Origin of the sequence: Peptoniphilus lacrimalis DSM 7455, from assembly GCF_000378725.1 — a bacterium.
Classification (GTDB): Bacteria; Bacillota; Clostridia; order Tissierellales; family Peptoniphilaceae; genus Peptoniphilus_A; species Peptoniphilus_A lacrimalis.
On sequence record NZ_KB900369.1, the window covers coordinates 82,876 to 99,206 of the forward strand.

15 protein-coding genes are annotated in these 16,331 nt (G+C 28.6%); all 15 read left to right on the forward strand.

Annotated features, from left to right (window positions below; translation table 11 throughout):
- The first annotated feature begins 17 nt into the window (after positions 1-17).
- The 15 genes from priA (at position 18) to recG (ending at position 16,311) form a co-directional block, all read left to right on the forward strand.
- Positions 18-2,363 carry a replication restart helicase PriA gene (gene priA, locus F594_RS0103280; protein ID WP_019034540.1) on the forward strand — a complete coding sequence of 782 codons (2,346 nt, stop codon included), beginning with the start codon at positions 18-20 and terminating at the stop codon, positions 2,361-2,363.
- Positions 2,364-2,374: 11 nt separating this feature from the next.
- Positions 2,375-2,875, forward strand: coding sequence for a peptide deformylase (gene def / locus F594_RS0103285; RefSeq protein WP_004824079.1), 501 nt, complete (start codon positions 2,375-2,377; stop codon positions 2,873-2,875).
- Complete coding sequence (gene fmt, locus F594_RS0103290) at positions 2,872-3,792, forward strand: methionyl-tRNA formyltransferase (RefSeq protein ID WP_019034541.1); 921 nt, start codon at positions 2,872-2,874, stop codon at positions 3,790-3,792. Before def ends, fmt begins: the two co-directional genes overlap by 4 nt.
- Positions 3,793-3,794: 2 nt before the next feature.
- On the forward strand, positions 3,795-4,484 hold the full coding sequence (locus F594_RS0103295; RefSeq protein WP_019034542.1) for a zinc metallopeptidase: 690 nt from the start codon (positions 3,795-3,797) through the stop codon (positions 4,482-4,484).
- A complete protein-coding gene (rsmB, locus tag F594_RS0103300) occupies positions 4,481-5,773 on the forward strand; it encodes a 16S rRNA (cytosine(967)-C(5))-methyltransferase RsmB (RefSeq protein WP_019034543.1) in 1,293 nt (430 codons plus the stop codon). Before F594_RS0103295 ends, rsmB begins: the two co-directional genes overlap by 4 nt.
- A gap of 65 nt (positions 5,774-5,838) precedes the next feature.
- The gene (rlmN, locus tag F594_RS0103305) at positions 5,839-6,885 is read left to right on the forward strand and encodes a 23S rRNA (adenine(2503)-C(2))-methyltransferase RlmN (RefSeq protein WP_026302296.1); all 1,047 of its coding nucleotides are present in this window, start codon (positions 5,839-5,841) and stop codon (positions 6,883-6,885) included.
- Positions 6,863-7,588, forward strand: a complete 726-nt coding sequence (locus F594_RS0103310; protein ID WP_019034545.1) for a Stp1/IreP family PP2C-type Ser/Thr phosphatase — start codon at positions 6,863-6,865, stop codon at positions 7,586-7,588. Before rlmN ends, F594_RS0103310 begins: the two co-directional genes overlap by 23 nt.
- A gap of 8 nt (positions 7,589-7,596) precedes the next feature.
- Positions 7,597-9,633: a Stk1 family PASTA domain-containing Ser/Thr kinase gene (gene pknB / locus F594_RS0103315; protein WP_019034546.1), complete on the forward strand. Its 2,037-nt coding sequence runs from the start codon at positions 7,597-7,599 to the stop codon at positions 9,631-9,633.
- A complete protein-coding gene (gene rsgA, locus F594_RS0103320; RefSeq protein ID WP_019034547.1) occupies positions 9,633-10,490 on the forward strand; it encodes a ribosome small subunit-dependent GTPase A in 858 nt (285 codons plus the stop codon). Before pknB ends, rsgA begins: the two co-directional genes overlap by 1 nt.
- Positions 10,490-11,134 carry a ribulose-phosphate 3-epimerase gene (gene rpe, locus F594_RS0103325; protein ID WP_019034548.1) on the forward strand — a complete coding sequence of 215 codons (645 nt, stop codon included), beginning with the start codon at positions 10,490-10,492 and terminating at the stop codon, positions 11,132-11,134. Before rsgA ends, rpe begins: the two co-directional genes overlap by 1 nt.
- A complete protein-coding gene (locus tag F594_RS0103330; RefSeq protein ID WP_019034549.1) occupies positions 11,131-11,766 on the forward strand; it encodes a thiamine diphosphokinase in 636 nt (211 codons plus the stop codon). Before rpe ends, F594_RS0103330 begins: the two co-directional genes overlap by 4 nt.
- An 80-nt stretch (positions 11,767-11,846) precedes the next feature.
- Positions 11,847-12,038, forward strand: coding sequence for a 50S ribosomal protein L28 (gene rpmB, locus F594_RS0103335; protein WP_004824087.1), 192 nt, complete (start codon positions 11,847-11,849; stop codon positions 12,036-12,038).
- A gap of 179 nt (positions 12,039-12,217) precedes the next feature.
- Positions 12,218-12,571 carry an Asp23/Gls24 family envelope stress response protein gene (locus tag F594_RS0103340; RefSeq protein WP_009345966.1) on the forward strand — a complete coding sequence of 118 codons (354 nt, stop codon included), beginning with the start codon at positions 12,218-12,220 and terminating at the stop codon, positions 12,569-12,571.
- A gap of 11 nt (positions 12,572-12,582) precedes the next feature.
- On the forward strand, positions 12,583-14,244 hold the full coding sequence (locus F594_RS0103345) for a DAK2 domain-containing protein (RefSeq protein ID WP_019034550.1): 1,662 nt from the start codon (positions 12,583-12,585) through the stop codon (positions 14,242-14,244).
- 42 nt (positions 14,245-14,286) lie between these two features.
- Positions 14,287-16,311 (forward strand): ATP-dependent DNA helicase RecG, encoded by a 2,025-nt coding sequence (recG, locus tag F594_RS0103350; protein ID WP_019034551.1) that lies wholly within the window; start codon positions 14,287-14,289, stop codon positions 16,309-16,311.
- Positions 16,312-16,331: the final 20 nt, after the last annotated feature.

Here is a 16,331-nt window from a genome sequence, read left to right on the forward strand (position 1 = left end):
TTTTAGTAGGTGAAAAAATGTACTGCGATATTTTTATAGAAAATAATTATAATAAAATTGATAATTTATATACCTATATAGTAGACCCTGATATTTATTTAAAAGCTGGCATGAGAGTTATGGTTTCCTTTGGAAAAGGTACTAGAGTTGGAATAGTTATGAAAATTTATTCAACTTATAATGGTCCATATTTAAGTAAATTAAAAAATATCATAGATGTCCTTGATGCAGAACCTATTATTTCTGAAGATTTAATCAAGCTTGGTCTTTGGATGAAGGATAGATACCTTTTAGGTTACTCCAAGGCTTTTGCACCCTTACTTCCTCCTGGTGACTTAAAGAAAATAAAAAAATCTGTAAATATAAAAAAATATCCCTACGGTCAGGATCTTGAAGATTTAAAGAAAATAAATTTAGATAAATTATATGAAGATATGGATTCAAATATGAAGAATCTGTGCAATAAACTTTATAAAAAAGGAATTTTAAAGTTTTCATATCTCCCTATCACTAGTATTAAAATAAAAACTGAAAAATTTTTGAAAAAATCCAATAATTTTTCTATGGAAAAACTTCAAGGATTAACAAAAAGACAAAGTCAAGCCGTGAATTATATAATAGAAAAAAAGGATGTTTCAAAAAAACTTTTGATGAAAGAATTAAAAATGTCTTCAACTCCTATCGAAGCTCTGATAAAAAAAGACTTAGTTACAGAATTTGATATGGAAGTAAAAAGCGATAAAAAATATATAGGTAAAGTTGGAACTAATCATACATTAAACGAAGAACAAAAAGATGCTATTAAAAGTATAGAAAGTACAAAAAAGGAAGTTTCTATATTATATGGTCTAACAGGAAGCGGAAAAACTGAAGTATATTTAAATTTGTCAAAAATAGCTTTAGATAGAGGTGAAGATGTTATAGTTCTTGTGCCTGAAATAGGACTAACATCTCAAATGATTGAAAGATTTAGGAATAAATTTCAAGATGATGTAGCAATTATCCACTCAAAACTATCAAAAGGTCAAAGATATGAAGAATACAGAAAAATACTTAATGGAGATGTGCATATAGTTGTGGGAGTTAGAAGTGCAGTTTTTGTTCCTTTTTCTAATTGTAGTCTTATAATAGTAGATGAGTTTCATGATTCATCATATACTTTTCATGATTCATTAAAATATGACACTATAGAAGTTGCCATAAAAAGAATGGAGAATAAGGGGAAAGTTGTTTTAGGTTCAGCAACACCAGATATTTCACATTTTTATTTGGCACAACAAGGAAAATATAACCTTAGCTGTTTAAGAAACAGAGCTTTTCATGGTTCTAGACTGCCTGATACAAAAATAATAGATATGAGAAAAGAACTATTGATGGGTAATTTATCTATTTTTTCAAGGGCTTTAAAAGACAAGATAAAGGAAAAGCTTGAGAAAAATGAACAAATAATTTTATTTTTGAATAGAAGGGGTTTTTCCAATTTTGTATCTTGCAGAACTTGCGGACATGTTATAAAATGTGATAATTGTGATATATCTATGACTTATCACAAAACAAATAATAGACTGATATGTCATTATTGTGGTTATACAAAAAGTCTTCCAAAAATTTGTCCTTCTTGCGGTTCAAAATATATTAAACAATTTGGATTAGGAACACAAAAGGTTGAAGAAGAAGTAAAAAAATTATTCCCAAATGCTAGAATATTAAGAATGGATAAGGATACAACATCTAAGAAAGATTCTTATGAGAATTATTACCACATGATTAAAAATAAAGAAGTTGATGTTATTATAGGTACTCAGATGATATCTAAGGGTTTTGATTTTCCTGATGTTACCTTAGTTGGAGTGATTGCTTCTGACATATCTTTATATATATCTTCTTATAAATCAAGCGAGGATACATTCCAACTTATTACACAAGTTTCTGGCAGGGCTGGAAGATCTTATAAAAAAGGAGATGTAATTATTCAGTCATATAATCCCAAACATTATGCAATAATGTATGCAGCAGACAATTCATATGAAGGTTTTTATAAGGAAGAGTTAGAGGAGAGAAGGACTTTTCTTTATCCTCCTTTTTCTAAAATAATTAACCTTGAATTTTCATCAACCTATGAAAAATTAGCTATAAAATGGGCAAATGCATATTTATATAATATTGGAAAAATTATTGGAAATTTAGATGTTCAAGCAACAAAAATTATTAAACTTCCAAAAATAAAAAATGTGTATAGAATTCATTTTTCTTTGAAAGTTTGTCCACAAGATGAGCAAATGTTATTAAAAGTATTAAGAAGGGTAATAAATATCAGTAAGATTAATGATAAAAAGGATATAGATTTAAATATTAAATTTTAAGGTGATATAAATTGGCAATTAGAAATATTAGAACAGATGAAGATACAATATTAAGAAAAAAATCTAAAACAGTTGAAAATTTCAATGATAGATTAAAGGTTTTAGTCGATGATATGTTTGAAACAATGGATTCTGCTGATGGAGTTGGTCTTGCAGCTCCTCAAGTAGGTATGTTAAAAAGGCTTATAGTGGTTGATGATAGAGATGAAGAAAATCAACATAGGTTTTATTTAATCAATCCTGTCATTACAAGAAAAGAAGGTAGTGAAGTTTGTCGAGAAGGTTGTCTTTCAATCCCAGGAAAACAAGGCGACGTTAAAAGAGCTACAGATATTGACGTAACTTACAATACTCTTGATGGTAAAGAAGAAAAAATAAATTGCAAAGATTTTTTAGCAAGAATTATACAACATGAAATTGATCACTTAGATGGAATACTATACACAGACAGGGCAGAAAAAATGTATAGAATAGTTCAAAAAGACGATAATTTAGAAGAGTTAGAAATATGAAAATAGTTTTTATGGGAACACCTGATTTTGCAATTCCTACACTAGAAAAATTAAATGAAATTTCTGATGTAAGTCTGGTAGTAAGTCAGGTAGATAAAAAAAGGGGCAGAGGAAAAAAACTTTTACCTCCTCCTGTAAAGGAAGTAGCCATTAAACTTGGAATAGAAGTTTTTCAACCTGAAAATATTAATTCACCAACATCTATAGAAAAATTAAAAAATATCCAAGCAGATATATTTGTTGTTGTTGCCTATGGGCAAATTTTAAGCAAAGAAGTTCTTCAAATACCAAAACTTTATTGTATTAATGTTCACGCTTCACTTTTACCTTATTTGAGAGGTGCTGCCCCCATTAATAGAGCTATTATTGATGGCTTTGAAGAAAGTGGTGTTTCAATTATGAAAATGGAAGAGGGACTTGATAGTGGTGATGTAGCCTTGCAAAAAAGCCTAGCAATAAAGGATAAAAATGCCTATGAGCTTGAAAATGCTCTGGCTAAAATGGGAGCTGAGTTGATTGAAGAGTTCTTAATTAATTTAGATAAAGGAACAATTCAGTTTAAGGAACAAGACCATTCTAAAATGACATATGCAAAAAAAATCACTAAATCAACTTTTAATATAGATTTTTCTAAGACTAGTGAGGAAATTTTAAATTTAATTAGAGGACTTGATCCTTATTATGGAGCTAGAGCTAAATATAAAGACGAAATTATTAAAATATTTAAAGCTTATAATTATGACTACATTGGAAGAGAAGTGCCTGGAACAATTTTAGATAATAATAAAAAATTGATAATTAAAACAGGTGATGGAGCAATTTCTGTTGAAGAGTTACAAATTCCTGGCAAAAAAAGGATGGATATAAAATCATTTCTTTTAGGCCACAATTTTGATAAAAACGAAAGGTTAGGATAATTATGTACTATTATGGTTTTGAATATTTTATTTATCTAGTTCCCGGTATTTTACTTGCACTTTATGCACAAGCTAAAATTTCATCTGCCTATGAGAAGTACGGTAGTATTAATTCAAAAATTAATATTAGTGGGGCTCAAGCTGCAAGAAAAATACTTGATGCTAGTGATCTTTATGATGTTGAAATTAAAATGATTGGCGGTAGATTAACAGATAATTATAATCCTAGTAACAAAGTTTTAAGCTTATCTAAAGACGTTTATGAAAATACCTCTATAGCTTCAATTTCAATTGCAGCTCATGAAGTTGGTCATGCAATTCAGGATAAGATTGATTATAAACCTTTAAGATTTAGAGAATCTATTGTGCCTATGGCAAATTTAGGTTCTAATCTATCTGTTTGGTTTATAATAATAGGCTGTTTTTTTTCATACTTTTTAACTCAGATTGGCGTGGCTCTATTCTTTTTTGCCGTATTGTTTCAAATAGTTACATTACCTGTAGAATTTGATGCATCTAGAAGGGCAAAGCTTGCAATTGAAGATGCTGGTTTTCTAGATCAGGAAGAAATGAAAGGTACAAAAGAAGTTTTAAGTGCTGCGGCTTTAACTTACGTAGGCGCAACACTAACAGCTATTGGTCAATTTTTAAGATTACTTGCTTTAACTAATGGTGGCAGAAGACGAAGATGAATAACATTAGACAAAAAGCACTCTTTATCATAGACAATGTTTATAATAAAGGTGCTTTTTTAGAAGAACAACTGAATATATTTAAGCAATCTAATATATCTGATAGGGATTTTACCTTTGTTAAAAATATTACCACAGGTGTTATTAGAAATAGGACTTACTTAGATTATGTCATTAAAATCAACTCAAAAATCAGATTTAAAAAGATTCATAAAATAATTGCAATAATTTTAGAAATGGCGATATATCAATGCTATTTTTTAGACAAAATACCGAATTATTCAATAGTCGATGAATCGGTAAAGCTTGCTAAGTTATATGGGAATAAAGGCTCATCATCCTTTGTAAATGCAATTTTAAGAAATATAGTAAGTAAAGATAAAGTAGTAGTAAAAATTGAGGATTCCATAGAAAACTTAAGTGTTTATTACTCTCATCCAAAATTTTATACTAAATATTTTTATGAGAATTACGGTGTAGAACTTACTAAAAATTTATTAAAGGCAAATAATCAAGAGTCGGATTTTGTAATTAGGGTAAACACTTTAAAAACAAAAAAAGATAATCTGTCTAAATTATTAAAATATGAAAATTTCAATGTAAGAGATGGACTCGTACCAGATTCTATTATAATTGAAAATCCAAAAAATATTTTTGATACACAAGCGTTTAGAGAAGGATTTTTTTATGCTCAAGATTTTTCTTCAATTAAAGTATCACAAATTTTAAATCCTAGGAAATATTCCAAGATTTTGGATTTATGTGCAGCACCAGGCGGAAAAAGTACACATCTTGGAGCTATTTTAGAAAATACAGGTCAAATTTTAGCTTGTGACAAATCTTGGTATAAATTAGATTTAATAAGGGAAAATGCAAAAAGATTAGGAGTAAGTAACATAAAAGTATCTATAAATGATGCAAGTAAGTATAATAATGATTTTGAAGATAAATTTGATTATTGCTTAGTTGATGCTCCTTGTTCTGCAATAGGATTATATAGAAAAAAACCAGATATTAAATGGAACAGAAGTCTTGATGATATCAAAAATTTAGCCCAAATACAAAAAATAATTATTAATAATGCTGGGAGATATGTAAAAAAAGGGGGAGTACTTATCTACTCAACTTGCTCTTTATCTTATAGTGAAAATGAAGGTGTTATTAAAGAATTTTTAGATAGAAACAAAAACTATAAAATTCTAACTATAGAGGGTAAGGATATTTTAAAATTATTTCCCTTTGATAATTATGATGGCTTTTCAATTTGCAAATTACAGAGATTATATTAGCATTTATAAAATTTATCTTTTTCTTATCAGATGAATTTGCTATAATACTATTTACAGGTGATGTAGTGATATTAAATTCAATGTATTTAGATGAACTAAAAGATTATCTAAGTTCTAAAGGTGAAAAATCTTTTAGGGCAAATCAACTTTATACTTTTTTTCATAAAAATAAAAGATGGGATATAGAAAATTCGAATTTATCTAAAAACACCTTAAAAATTTTACAAAATGATGAAATTAATACTATTAAAATTCTAAAAATTTTTCATTCAAAATTAGACACCACTAAAAAATTTCTTTTTACTTTAGATGATTCAAACGTAATTGAAGGAGTTTTAATGAAGTATAATTTTGGTTATAGTCAATGTATTTCTACTCAAGTTGGTTGTAGAATGGGGTGTGCTTTCTGTGCTTCAACAAAAGATGGACTTTTTAGAAACTTGACACCAGCAGAAATGCTAAACCAAGTATATATAGTTGAAAATTATTTTGGAATAAATGTTAAGAATTTTATTTTGATGGGTTCGGGTGAGCCCTTAGACAATTTTGATAATGTTATTAAGTTTTTAAAGATTTTACATTCAAAAGAAGGTCATAACACTTCATATAGAAATATCACAATATCGACTTGTGGTGTAGTTGATGGTATATATAAATTGATTGATTCGGCTTTACCTATTAATCTTGCTGTGTCTTTGCATCAAACTAACGATTTGGAAAGGTCAAAAATAATGCCTATCAATAGAAAATATAATCTGAACAAGCTTAAGAAAGCTTTAGAAGATTATAATTTAAAAACTAAAAATAGAATTACTTTTGAATATACCCTGATCAAGGGTAAAAATGACACTTTGAAAAATGTAAATGAACTTAAAGATATGTTTCAAAATTTATTTTGTCATATAAATCTTATACCATTAAATCCTATTGAGGAATATAATGAACAAAGACCCAATAGACAAGATATAAATAAATTTAAAAGGCTTTTAGAGGATGCTTCATTTAATGTAACAGTTAGAAGAGAGCTGGGTTCAGATATTGATGCTTCCTGTGGTCAATTGAGAGCCAGTTTATTAAGAGGTGAATTCAATGATTGTTGTAGCTGCGACTAATGTGGGTAAACATAGAAAGAATAATGAAGATTCTTACTATGTTGACGAAAATAAGAAATTTTTTATCTTAGCTGATGGTATGGGAGGTCACTTGGCAGGTGAAACTGCTTCAGGTTTAGCAACCCAAATCCTCAGCAAGAATTTAAGTAGATTGGGTGAAAATCCAAAAGATTCTGATATAATAGAAGAAATTAAAAAATCAATAAAAAATGCAAATGAAGAAATTTTTAATGAATCTAAAGATATTGAACAATATAGAGGTATGGGTACAACCTTGACTTTAGCATATATTAATAATGATGAATTGTTCTTTGCAAATATTGGAGATTCTAGAATTTATAAGATTAATAAAGCTTATAAAAAAATAGAACAATTAACAAGAGATGATTCTTATGTAAATTATTTAATGGAAATTGGAGAAATTACTGAAGAAGAAGCAAAAGTTCATCCTAAAAAAAATATACTCACAAAAGCATTAGGTACAAATGAAAAAATTGACTTTGAAATTTCTAAAATTAAGCTAGAAAAGTCTGATATAATATTGCTTTGTTCGGATGGTCTAACAAATATGGTATCTAATGATGATATTTTGAATTTAATTATTAAAAATGAACCCACAAAGGTTCATGAAATTCTTATTGATGAAGCTTTAAAAAATGGCGGAATAGATAATGTAACTTTAATCTTGGTATATAATGAGTAGGTGTTTAAATGATTAGTAAAGTTTTAGGAAAAAGATATGAAATTTTAGAAAAAATTGGCACCGGTGGTATGGGCAATGTATATAAAGCTCATGATAGAAGACTTGATAGAATAGTAGCAATAAAGATATTAAAGCTTGAATATAATGATGATAGTAATTTCATCAGAAAATTTAAGAGGGAATCTTTAGCCGCTGCAAGTATTTCACACCCTAATATTGTAAGTATATTTGATGTAGGCAGTGAAACAATTGATGATGATGTTGTTCATTATATTGTTATGGAATATATCGATGGTAAAACTCTAAAAGAGTTGATTAATGAAGATGGTAAACTACCGGAAAAAAGAGCTTTAAACTATGCCTTACAGATTGCCGAAGCTTTGAAAATGGCACATTCTAAACATATAGTCCACAGAGATATAAAATCTCAAAATATTATGGTGACTAAAGATGATAGGGTAAAAGTAACAGACTTTGGTATTGCAAGAGTTGCGGACAATACGACAGTTACTGCAACTAATGCTGTAATGGGAAGTGTTCATTATTTTTCACCTGAACAGGCAAGAGGAGCAAAGGTTGATAATAGAAGTGATATTTATTCTATGGGTATAGTTCTATATGAAATGCTTACTGGAACACTACCTTTTGATGCAGATAATCCTGTTTCAGTTGCCCTTATGCAGGTTCAAACTAATATGCCAAGACCCTCCGATAAAGTTAAAAGCCTTTCTCCAGGTGTTGATGATTTAGTTTTAAAAATGACTAGAAAAGATCCAAACAAAAGATATAAAGACGTTTATGATTTAATTAAGGATATAAAATCTATTCTAGTAAACGGAAGAGTTATAGAACCTTTATCTAATTATCAAAAAGAAGATTTAGATGCTACTGTTATTGAAAATCCTATTTACAAACCATCTAATGAGAAAAGATATATAAATAGAAGTAGCAGAGATTTTCCTAAAGATAAAGAAGTTATAAAAAAAGAACGTAAGAAGAAGAATTCTGCTGCACCAGCCATTTTAGGTGTTTTTTGTGCCATTATAATTATTTTCCTTTTGGCAAAAGTTGCACCAAAGGCTATAGCAGGTTTGAATAATAGAGATAAGGTACAAGAAGTTGAACTTGTAGATGTTGTTGGAGCTTTAAAAGGAGAAGCTGAAGCTAAACTTGATAGCCAAGGTCTAAAATATAAAATAACGACTACTGAAGATTCATCAAAAAAATCAGAAGAAGTTATTTCTCAAGACCCAGCGGCTGGAACTATAGTTGAAAAGGGTTCTACCATTAATCTTGTAATTAATTCTTTACCCGATGATGTTGAAATACCTCAAATGAAAAATTATACTTTGGAACTAGCTGAGGATAAACTTAATAATTTAGGTTTAGCAGTTGGTGAAGTGGAATATATATTTGATGAAGAAATAGAAAATGAAAAGATTATTTACACCGAACCTCAAGCTGGAGAGAAAGTGGCGAGAGGAGCTAAAGTTAAGATCTTCATTTCTAAGGGAAAAGATGATGAACCAGTAAAAATACCTTCTTCATATAAAGGTTTGTCACCTGAAGCCCCTAAGGCAGCTCTTGAAAAACTCGGACTTATTGTAAAGATAGAAGAAGGATATTCAGGCGATGTTGGAAAGGGTGAAATTTATAAAATTGATCCTGAACAAGGAACAGAGCTTGCAAAAGGTTCTACTGTAACTCTTTATGTATCTAAGGGACCACAAACAGAAGATATAGTTGATGAATCAGAAGAAAGTGATTCTAATAAAGGTAATAGGGAAGAACAAGATAGTGAAAATAATTCTTCAAATTCTGATGTAAAAACTTATTCTTATAAGATTAAAGTTCCTGACGATGGAAAAACTCATAATATAAAGGCTTATAGAGTTAAAAATTCTAAGGGCGAAGAAGTTAACCAAGACCCAATTTGGAATTACAATAGAGATCCCGGTTCTACAGATAATATAAAACTTATTGGCAAGGGTGTATATGAAATTTATATAGATGACCAATATGTTGGACAAGAAGTAGTGAAGTAATGCAGGGAAAAATTGTAAAACTTTTAGGCGGATTTTATTATATTAAAAGTGGCGATAAACTTATTGAAACTAGGGCTAGAGGAACTTTTAGATATGTAAAAGAGAGTCCTATAGTTGGAGATAATGTTGAATTTAATTATGATGATAATACACTGGGATATATTCAAAAAATATATCCCAGAAAAAATATACTAACAAGACCAAAGGTTGCAAATGTTGATTTAATTGTATTATTTATTCCTCTAAAAAATCCTGACTATAATTTAACACTTATTGATAAAACAATAGTTCAAATAGAAATGTCAAATATAGACATACTTATTGCCATAAATAAAGCGGATATAGATATTAATAAGGCTGAAAATTTACAAAAAATATATAATATTTGTGGTTTTAATACAATTCTAATTTCAGGAAAAACTGGATTAAATATTGATATCCTAAAAGAAAAATTAAAAGGAAAAACAGTAGCTTTTGCAGGAGTAAGCGGTGCTGGTAAGTCTACAATTTCATCATTGATTTTAGATAAAAAAATTGAAAGCGGCGAGGTTTCTCAAAAAACAGGCAGAGGAAAGCACACAACAAGACATACAGAGCTACATTACAATAGCGATTATTTTATATTTGATACACCCGGATTTTCTTCATTAGATATAAAACTTGATAAAAAAGACCTTTGTCATTATTTCAGGGAATTTGAAAATTATTTGGGTCAATGTAAATTTTTAAATTGCAATCATATTAATGAACCTGATTGTATGATAAAAAGAAAAGTTCAAGATGGAGAAATTCCAATCTCAAGGTACGAGAACTATAAATATTTATATCAAGAATTAAAAAATAAGGAGGAATATTAGTGTTAGCACCTTCAATATTATCAGCTGATTTCACAAATATTAGAGAAGATTTTAAAATTATGAATGAAGAAAAATGCGATTTCATTCATGTGGACATTATGGATGGAAACTACGTGCCAAATATATCCTTTGGTCCTGGAATTGTTAAACAATTAAGGACACTTACAGATATAAAATTTGATACACATTTAATGATTGAAAATCCTGAGAATTACATTAAAGATTTTGCCCAAAGTGGTAGTGATATCATTACAATTCATCCTTCAACAACTAAGCATCTAGATAGAACTTTAAATTTAATTAAGTCTTATGGTTTGAAATGTGGTATAGCACTAAATCCATCAGATGATTTAACGTGTTTAAAATATATTTTAAAAGATTTATACTTAGTTTTAATAATGAGCGTCAATCCTGGTTTTGGTGGACAATCTTTCATTGAAAATTCGCTGTTAAAGATTAAGGATTTAAGAAATATTATAAAAAATAATTCCTATGATACTTTAATAGAAGTTGATGGAGGAGTGAAAATTGATAATGCTCAAAAAATTCTTGATGCAGGAGCAGATATTTTAGTTTCAGGTTCAGGAGTTTTTAAAGGCGATATTAGAAATAATATTAAGAAATTCAAAGAATTAATGTCATGAAAAAAGCATTATTAATTTCAGGAGGAAATAGGGTTTCAAAGAAACTACTTGATAAGTATTTAAACAGATTCATTATAGTCGCTGACGGTGGCATGAAAATGCTAAGAGATTATGATATATTACCTAATCTAATAATCGGAGATATGGACTCTATAGATGATAAGGCTCTTAATTTTATAGAAAAAAATAATATAAAAAGAGAAATTTATCCAAGTCATAAAAATTTGACCGATACAGAAATTTGTTTAGAAAGATTAGTAGATTTAGCTTATGAAGATATAGTAATTACTGGTGCTTTAGGAAGTCGTTTTGACCATGAAATTGCAAATACATTCTTACTTATAGATCTATACAAAAAAAATATTATAGCAAAAATAGTAGATGATAATAACGAAATTTTTTACTTAGAAAAGGGAACTTATTATTTTAAAAAAGATGATAAGAAATATATTTCATTAATATCTTTAAGTAATCAAACTGTTTTTACAAGCGAAGGTTTGGAGTATGAAGTTAAAAATTTTACCATTTGTCGCAATAAGCCAGGACTCGGAGTTAGCAATGAAATAAAAGATGAAATTGGTAAAATAATAATCGAAAAAGGCAAAGTTTTATTAGTTAAATCAAAAGATTAATAAAATAAACTTGCATTATGTATCAAAAGTTGTTATAATAGTTTTTGCATTTAAATTAATAATTTATTGGGAGGTGTCTTATGGCTAAAAGATGTGATATTTGTGGAAAACAAAAAGTATTCGGAAATAAGGTCTCATTCTCTCACCATAAAAGCAATAGAAGCTGGGCTCCAAATATTAGAAGAGTTAAAGCTATAGTTAATGGAAGTACAAAAAGAATTAATATTTGTACAAGATGTTTGAGATCAAAAAAAGTTGAACGTGCAATCTAAAAAGGGGCTGGTTAGGTCCCTTTTTTATTTGTATTATATTTATAATATATTTACATTTTTTAAATTCATTTCATACTAATAACTTTTTTATATCTAATGAAATTCAATTGTAAATAATAGATAGTGTTATTAATTTCAATTTTCTGCTATAATAAATAGAGATATGAGGAGGTGCCCAAATGCCGGCAATTATTAATTCTGAACTTGGTAGTATTGTAATAGATAATAGTGTAATAGCAAATATTGCAGGAATTTCCGCTATGGAATCGTATGGAATAGTGGGAATGGCATCAAAAAATGCAGCTGATGGTATTTTTGAATTATTAAAATTTGAAAATCTTTCCAAGGGAATAAAAGTTAATACTGAAAATAATCAAATTAATATAGAACTTCATGTGGTATTGGAATATGGAGTTAAAATTTCCGTAGTAGGACAAAATATTATAGAAAGAGTTAAATTTAATATAGAAAATCTTACTGGCCTTACTATTGATAATATTGAAGTCCTTGTTGAAGGAATAAGATTGAAATAGTGGAGGGTAAATTGGAAACTAAAGTTATAAATGGTAATTTATTAAGAGAAATTTTTAAGGGAGCGGTTAATTATCTTATTTCTAAAAAAGAAGAAGTTAACGCATTAAATGTTTTTCCGGTACCAGATGGAGATACAGGTACAAATATGAGTCTTACTGGGAAATCAGCCTTAAAACAAATTGAAAGCTTAGGTTATAATCCAAGTGTTTCTGATGTTGCTTTGTTGGGTGCTAGAGGTGCACTTATGGGAGCTAGAGGTAATTCAGGCGTAATTTTATCCCAATTTTTAAGAGGCCTTTCTGAAGGATTAAAAGATAAGGATGAAGCTAGTATTTCAGAGATGGCTCTTGCTTTCAAAAAAGCCTCTGATACTACTTATAAAGCAGTTATGAAACCAGTTGAAGGTACAATTTTAACTGTTGGTAGAGAAACAGCCGATTTCGCTTTAAAAGCACAAAATAGATACGATAATTTTGAAGAATTTTTAACAAATGTAATAGAAGCTGCTAACATTTCTTTAGACAAAACACCTGAAAAACTTGAAGTTTTAAAAGAAGCTGAAGTTGTTGATGCTGGAGGTAAGGGTCTTGTTGTTTTATTAGAGGGAGCTTTACTGGTTATTAAAGGTGAAAAAATTAGCAACTTAACTGAAGATGAAATACTAAAGAAAAAAGCTCAAAAAGAAATTGACTTTGGTCAAGCTGATACATCATTAAAATATGGATACTGTACTGAATTTGTCATCCATACTGACTCAGAAGATATTGCTGACTTACGCTCAAAGCTTTCACCTATAGGTGATTGCCTTCTAGTAGTTGGAGGTGGTGGAAGTGGAATAATAAAAGTTCATGTCCACACAAATCATCCTGGAAAAGCTCTAGAATATGCTTGCGAATTAGGTTTATTACAGGATATAAAGATTGATAATATGAGGTATCAACACAGAGAAATTCTTTTTGATGATAGTGAAGTTAAAAAGGCAAGAGAAAGAGAAGAAAAAATCTCAAAAAAACCTAAAGCTAATGGATTTTTAGCTGTTTCTATGGGTAATGGAATAAGCGAGCTTTTTAAATCCTTAGGAATTGATTTTATAGTAAGTGGAGGACAAACTATGAATCCATCTACTGAGGATATTTTAAAAGGTATTGAAGAAATTAACGCTGATAGAATTTATATTCTTCCAAATAATTCTAATATTATTTTAGCAGCAGAAGCTGCTCGTGATATTTCTACTAAGGATATAGTTGTAATTCCTTCTAAATCAATTCCACAAGGCGTTGCGGCTATGCTCGCATTTAATGAGTTAAAATCTAATGATGAAAATAAAGAGAATATGATTCAAGCATTACAAAGTGTTGTCGATGCTCAGGTAACTTATGCCGTTCGTGACACAACTATGGATGGTAAAGAAGTAAATAAAGGTGATTTTATCAGTATTTCCAACAAAAAATTACAAGCTTCTGGAAAAATTCTTGATGATGTAGTACTTGATACAATTGATAAAATGATGGATGAAGATAAAACCCTTATTACTTTATATTATGGCGTTGACATAAAGGATGAAGATGCTCAAAACCTTGATAAGAAATTAAGGGAGAAATATCCTGACTGTGATACTGAGTTAATAAAGGCCGAACAGCCAATTTACTATTATATAATTTCTCTTGATTAAATATTAAAGGAGCCTGAGGCTCCTTTTTTTAGAAGGTGAATCATGAATATTGATGATAATATTAAAAATTTAAAATCAGTAGGACCAAAAAGATTAAAACTACTTAATAATATTGGAATTTTTTCAATTAAAGATTTACTTTATTTTTATCCAAGAAGGTATGAAGACTCTTCTAAAATATTAAAATTATCAGAAGGTATCATAGGAGAAAAAGCTACTTTTAGATGTAGAATATTATCTTTACTTGATAATAGGAATATCAAAAGAGGATTAAGCATAACATCTTTTCTTATAGAAGATGATAGTGCTGAAGCTAAGCTAATTTTTTTTAACAATAGATTTATAAAAAATACAATAGATTTTGGTGAAACCTATTTGATTTATGGTAAATATGAAAGATTTAGAGGAAGAATTCAACTCACAAGTCCTGAAATTGAAAAGGTTGATAATATAAGAAACCTTGGAAGGATTAGAGGTATTTATAATCAAACAAAGGGATTAACAAATAATAATATAGATTATTTAATAGACCAAGTAATAGATAAAAATTTATTTGAAGAATGCATTCCTAATTACTTGATAAAAAAATACTCCTTAATTGATAAAAATAAAGCTATAAAAAATATTCACAGACCTGAAAATAGAAAATCCTACGCTCTATCAAAACAAAGGCTTGTCTATGAAGAATTATTATTTTTTGAACTTTCAATATTAAGTATGCAAAATAAGAATAATTCATCACATGGTATAAAATTTAACATTCCTAATAAAATTTATGAATTTATAAATAACCTACCCTACAAATTAACATCCGGTCAGGAGAAAGTTCTTAAAGATATAACAGGTGATATGCAAAATGGAAAATCTGTTAATAGGCTTATTCAAGGAGATGTAGGAAGTGGAAAAACTATTGTATCTATAATTTTATCCCTGGTAGCTGTTTTAAACGGATATCAATGTGCTATTATGGCACCAACTGAAATTTTAGCAAAGCAACATTTTGAAAATTTTAACAGTTTATTAGAAGCTTATGGAGTTAGAATTAAATTACTTGTAGGTTCAACTTCAAGTAAAGTTAAGAAAGAAATTTTGACAAATACAGCAAATGGCATGATTGATATTTTAATAGGCACACATTCTTTAATAGAAGATGATGTAAAATTTTTTAATTTAGGACTCAATGTTATTGATGAACAACATAGATTTGGAGTAATTCAAAGAAGTAAATTAAGATATAAAAATGATAAGGCATGTAATATAATTATGAGTGCTACTCCAATACCGAGAACCCTATCGCTAATACTTTATGCAGACCTTGATATATCAATTATTGATACAATGCCAGGAGGCAGAAAAAATATTAAAACTCTAGCTATTAATAGTTCACAAGTAAATGAAGCCTTAACTTTTATAGAAAAAGAATTAAATGCTGGTCACCAAGCATATGTAATATGCTCATTGATCGAGGATAATGAAGATTTTGAAAATTTAGAGTCAGTTGAAAAAGTTTTTAAAGATTTAAAGAAATTTTTTAAAAATTATAAACTTGCCTTACTTCATGGCAGACTTTTAACTGATGAAAAAAACAAAGTTATGGAGGATTTTAAAAATAGAAAAATTGATTTAATCGTTTCCACTACAGTAATTGAAGTTGGGATAAATGTGGCTAATGCTACTGTAATGATGATTTATAATGCTGAAAGATTTGGATTATCAACCTTGCATCAACTTAGAGGCAGAGTTGGTAGAGGAGATGCTCAAAGTTACTGTATATTATTTAATAATTCAAAAAGCGAAATATCTTGGAGAAGAATGAAAATAATGACCGATTCAACAGATGGGTTTTTTATTGCTAATAAAGATTTGGAATTGAGAGGTTTTGGAGATATTTTGGGTGTAAGACAATCTGGTATTCCAAATCTAAGACTTGCAAATCCATTAAAAGATCAAAAAATACTTTCTTATGCGTCAACTGATGCGAAAAATATTTTAAAAGAAGATATAGATCTAACAGGTAAATATAAAAATCTCAAAAAATTTGTTGATGAGTTCCAAGAAAATATGTAGAATATTCTTCTAATAAACTC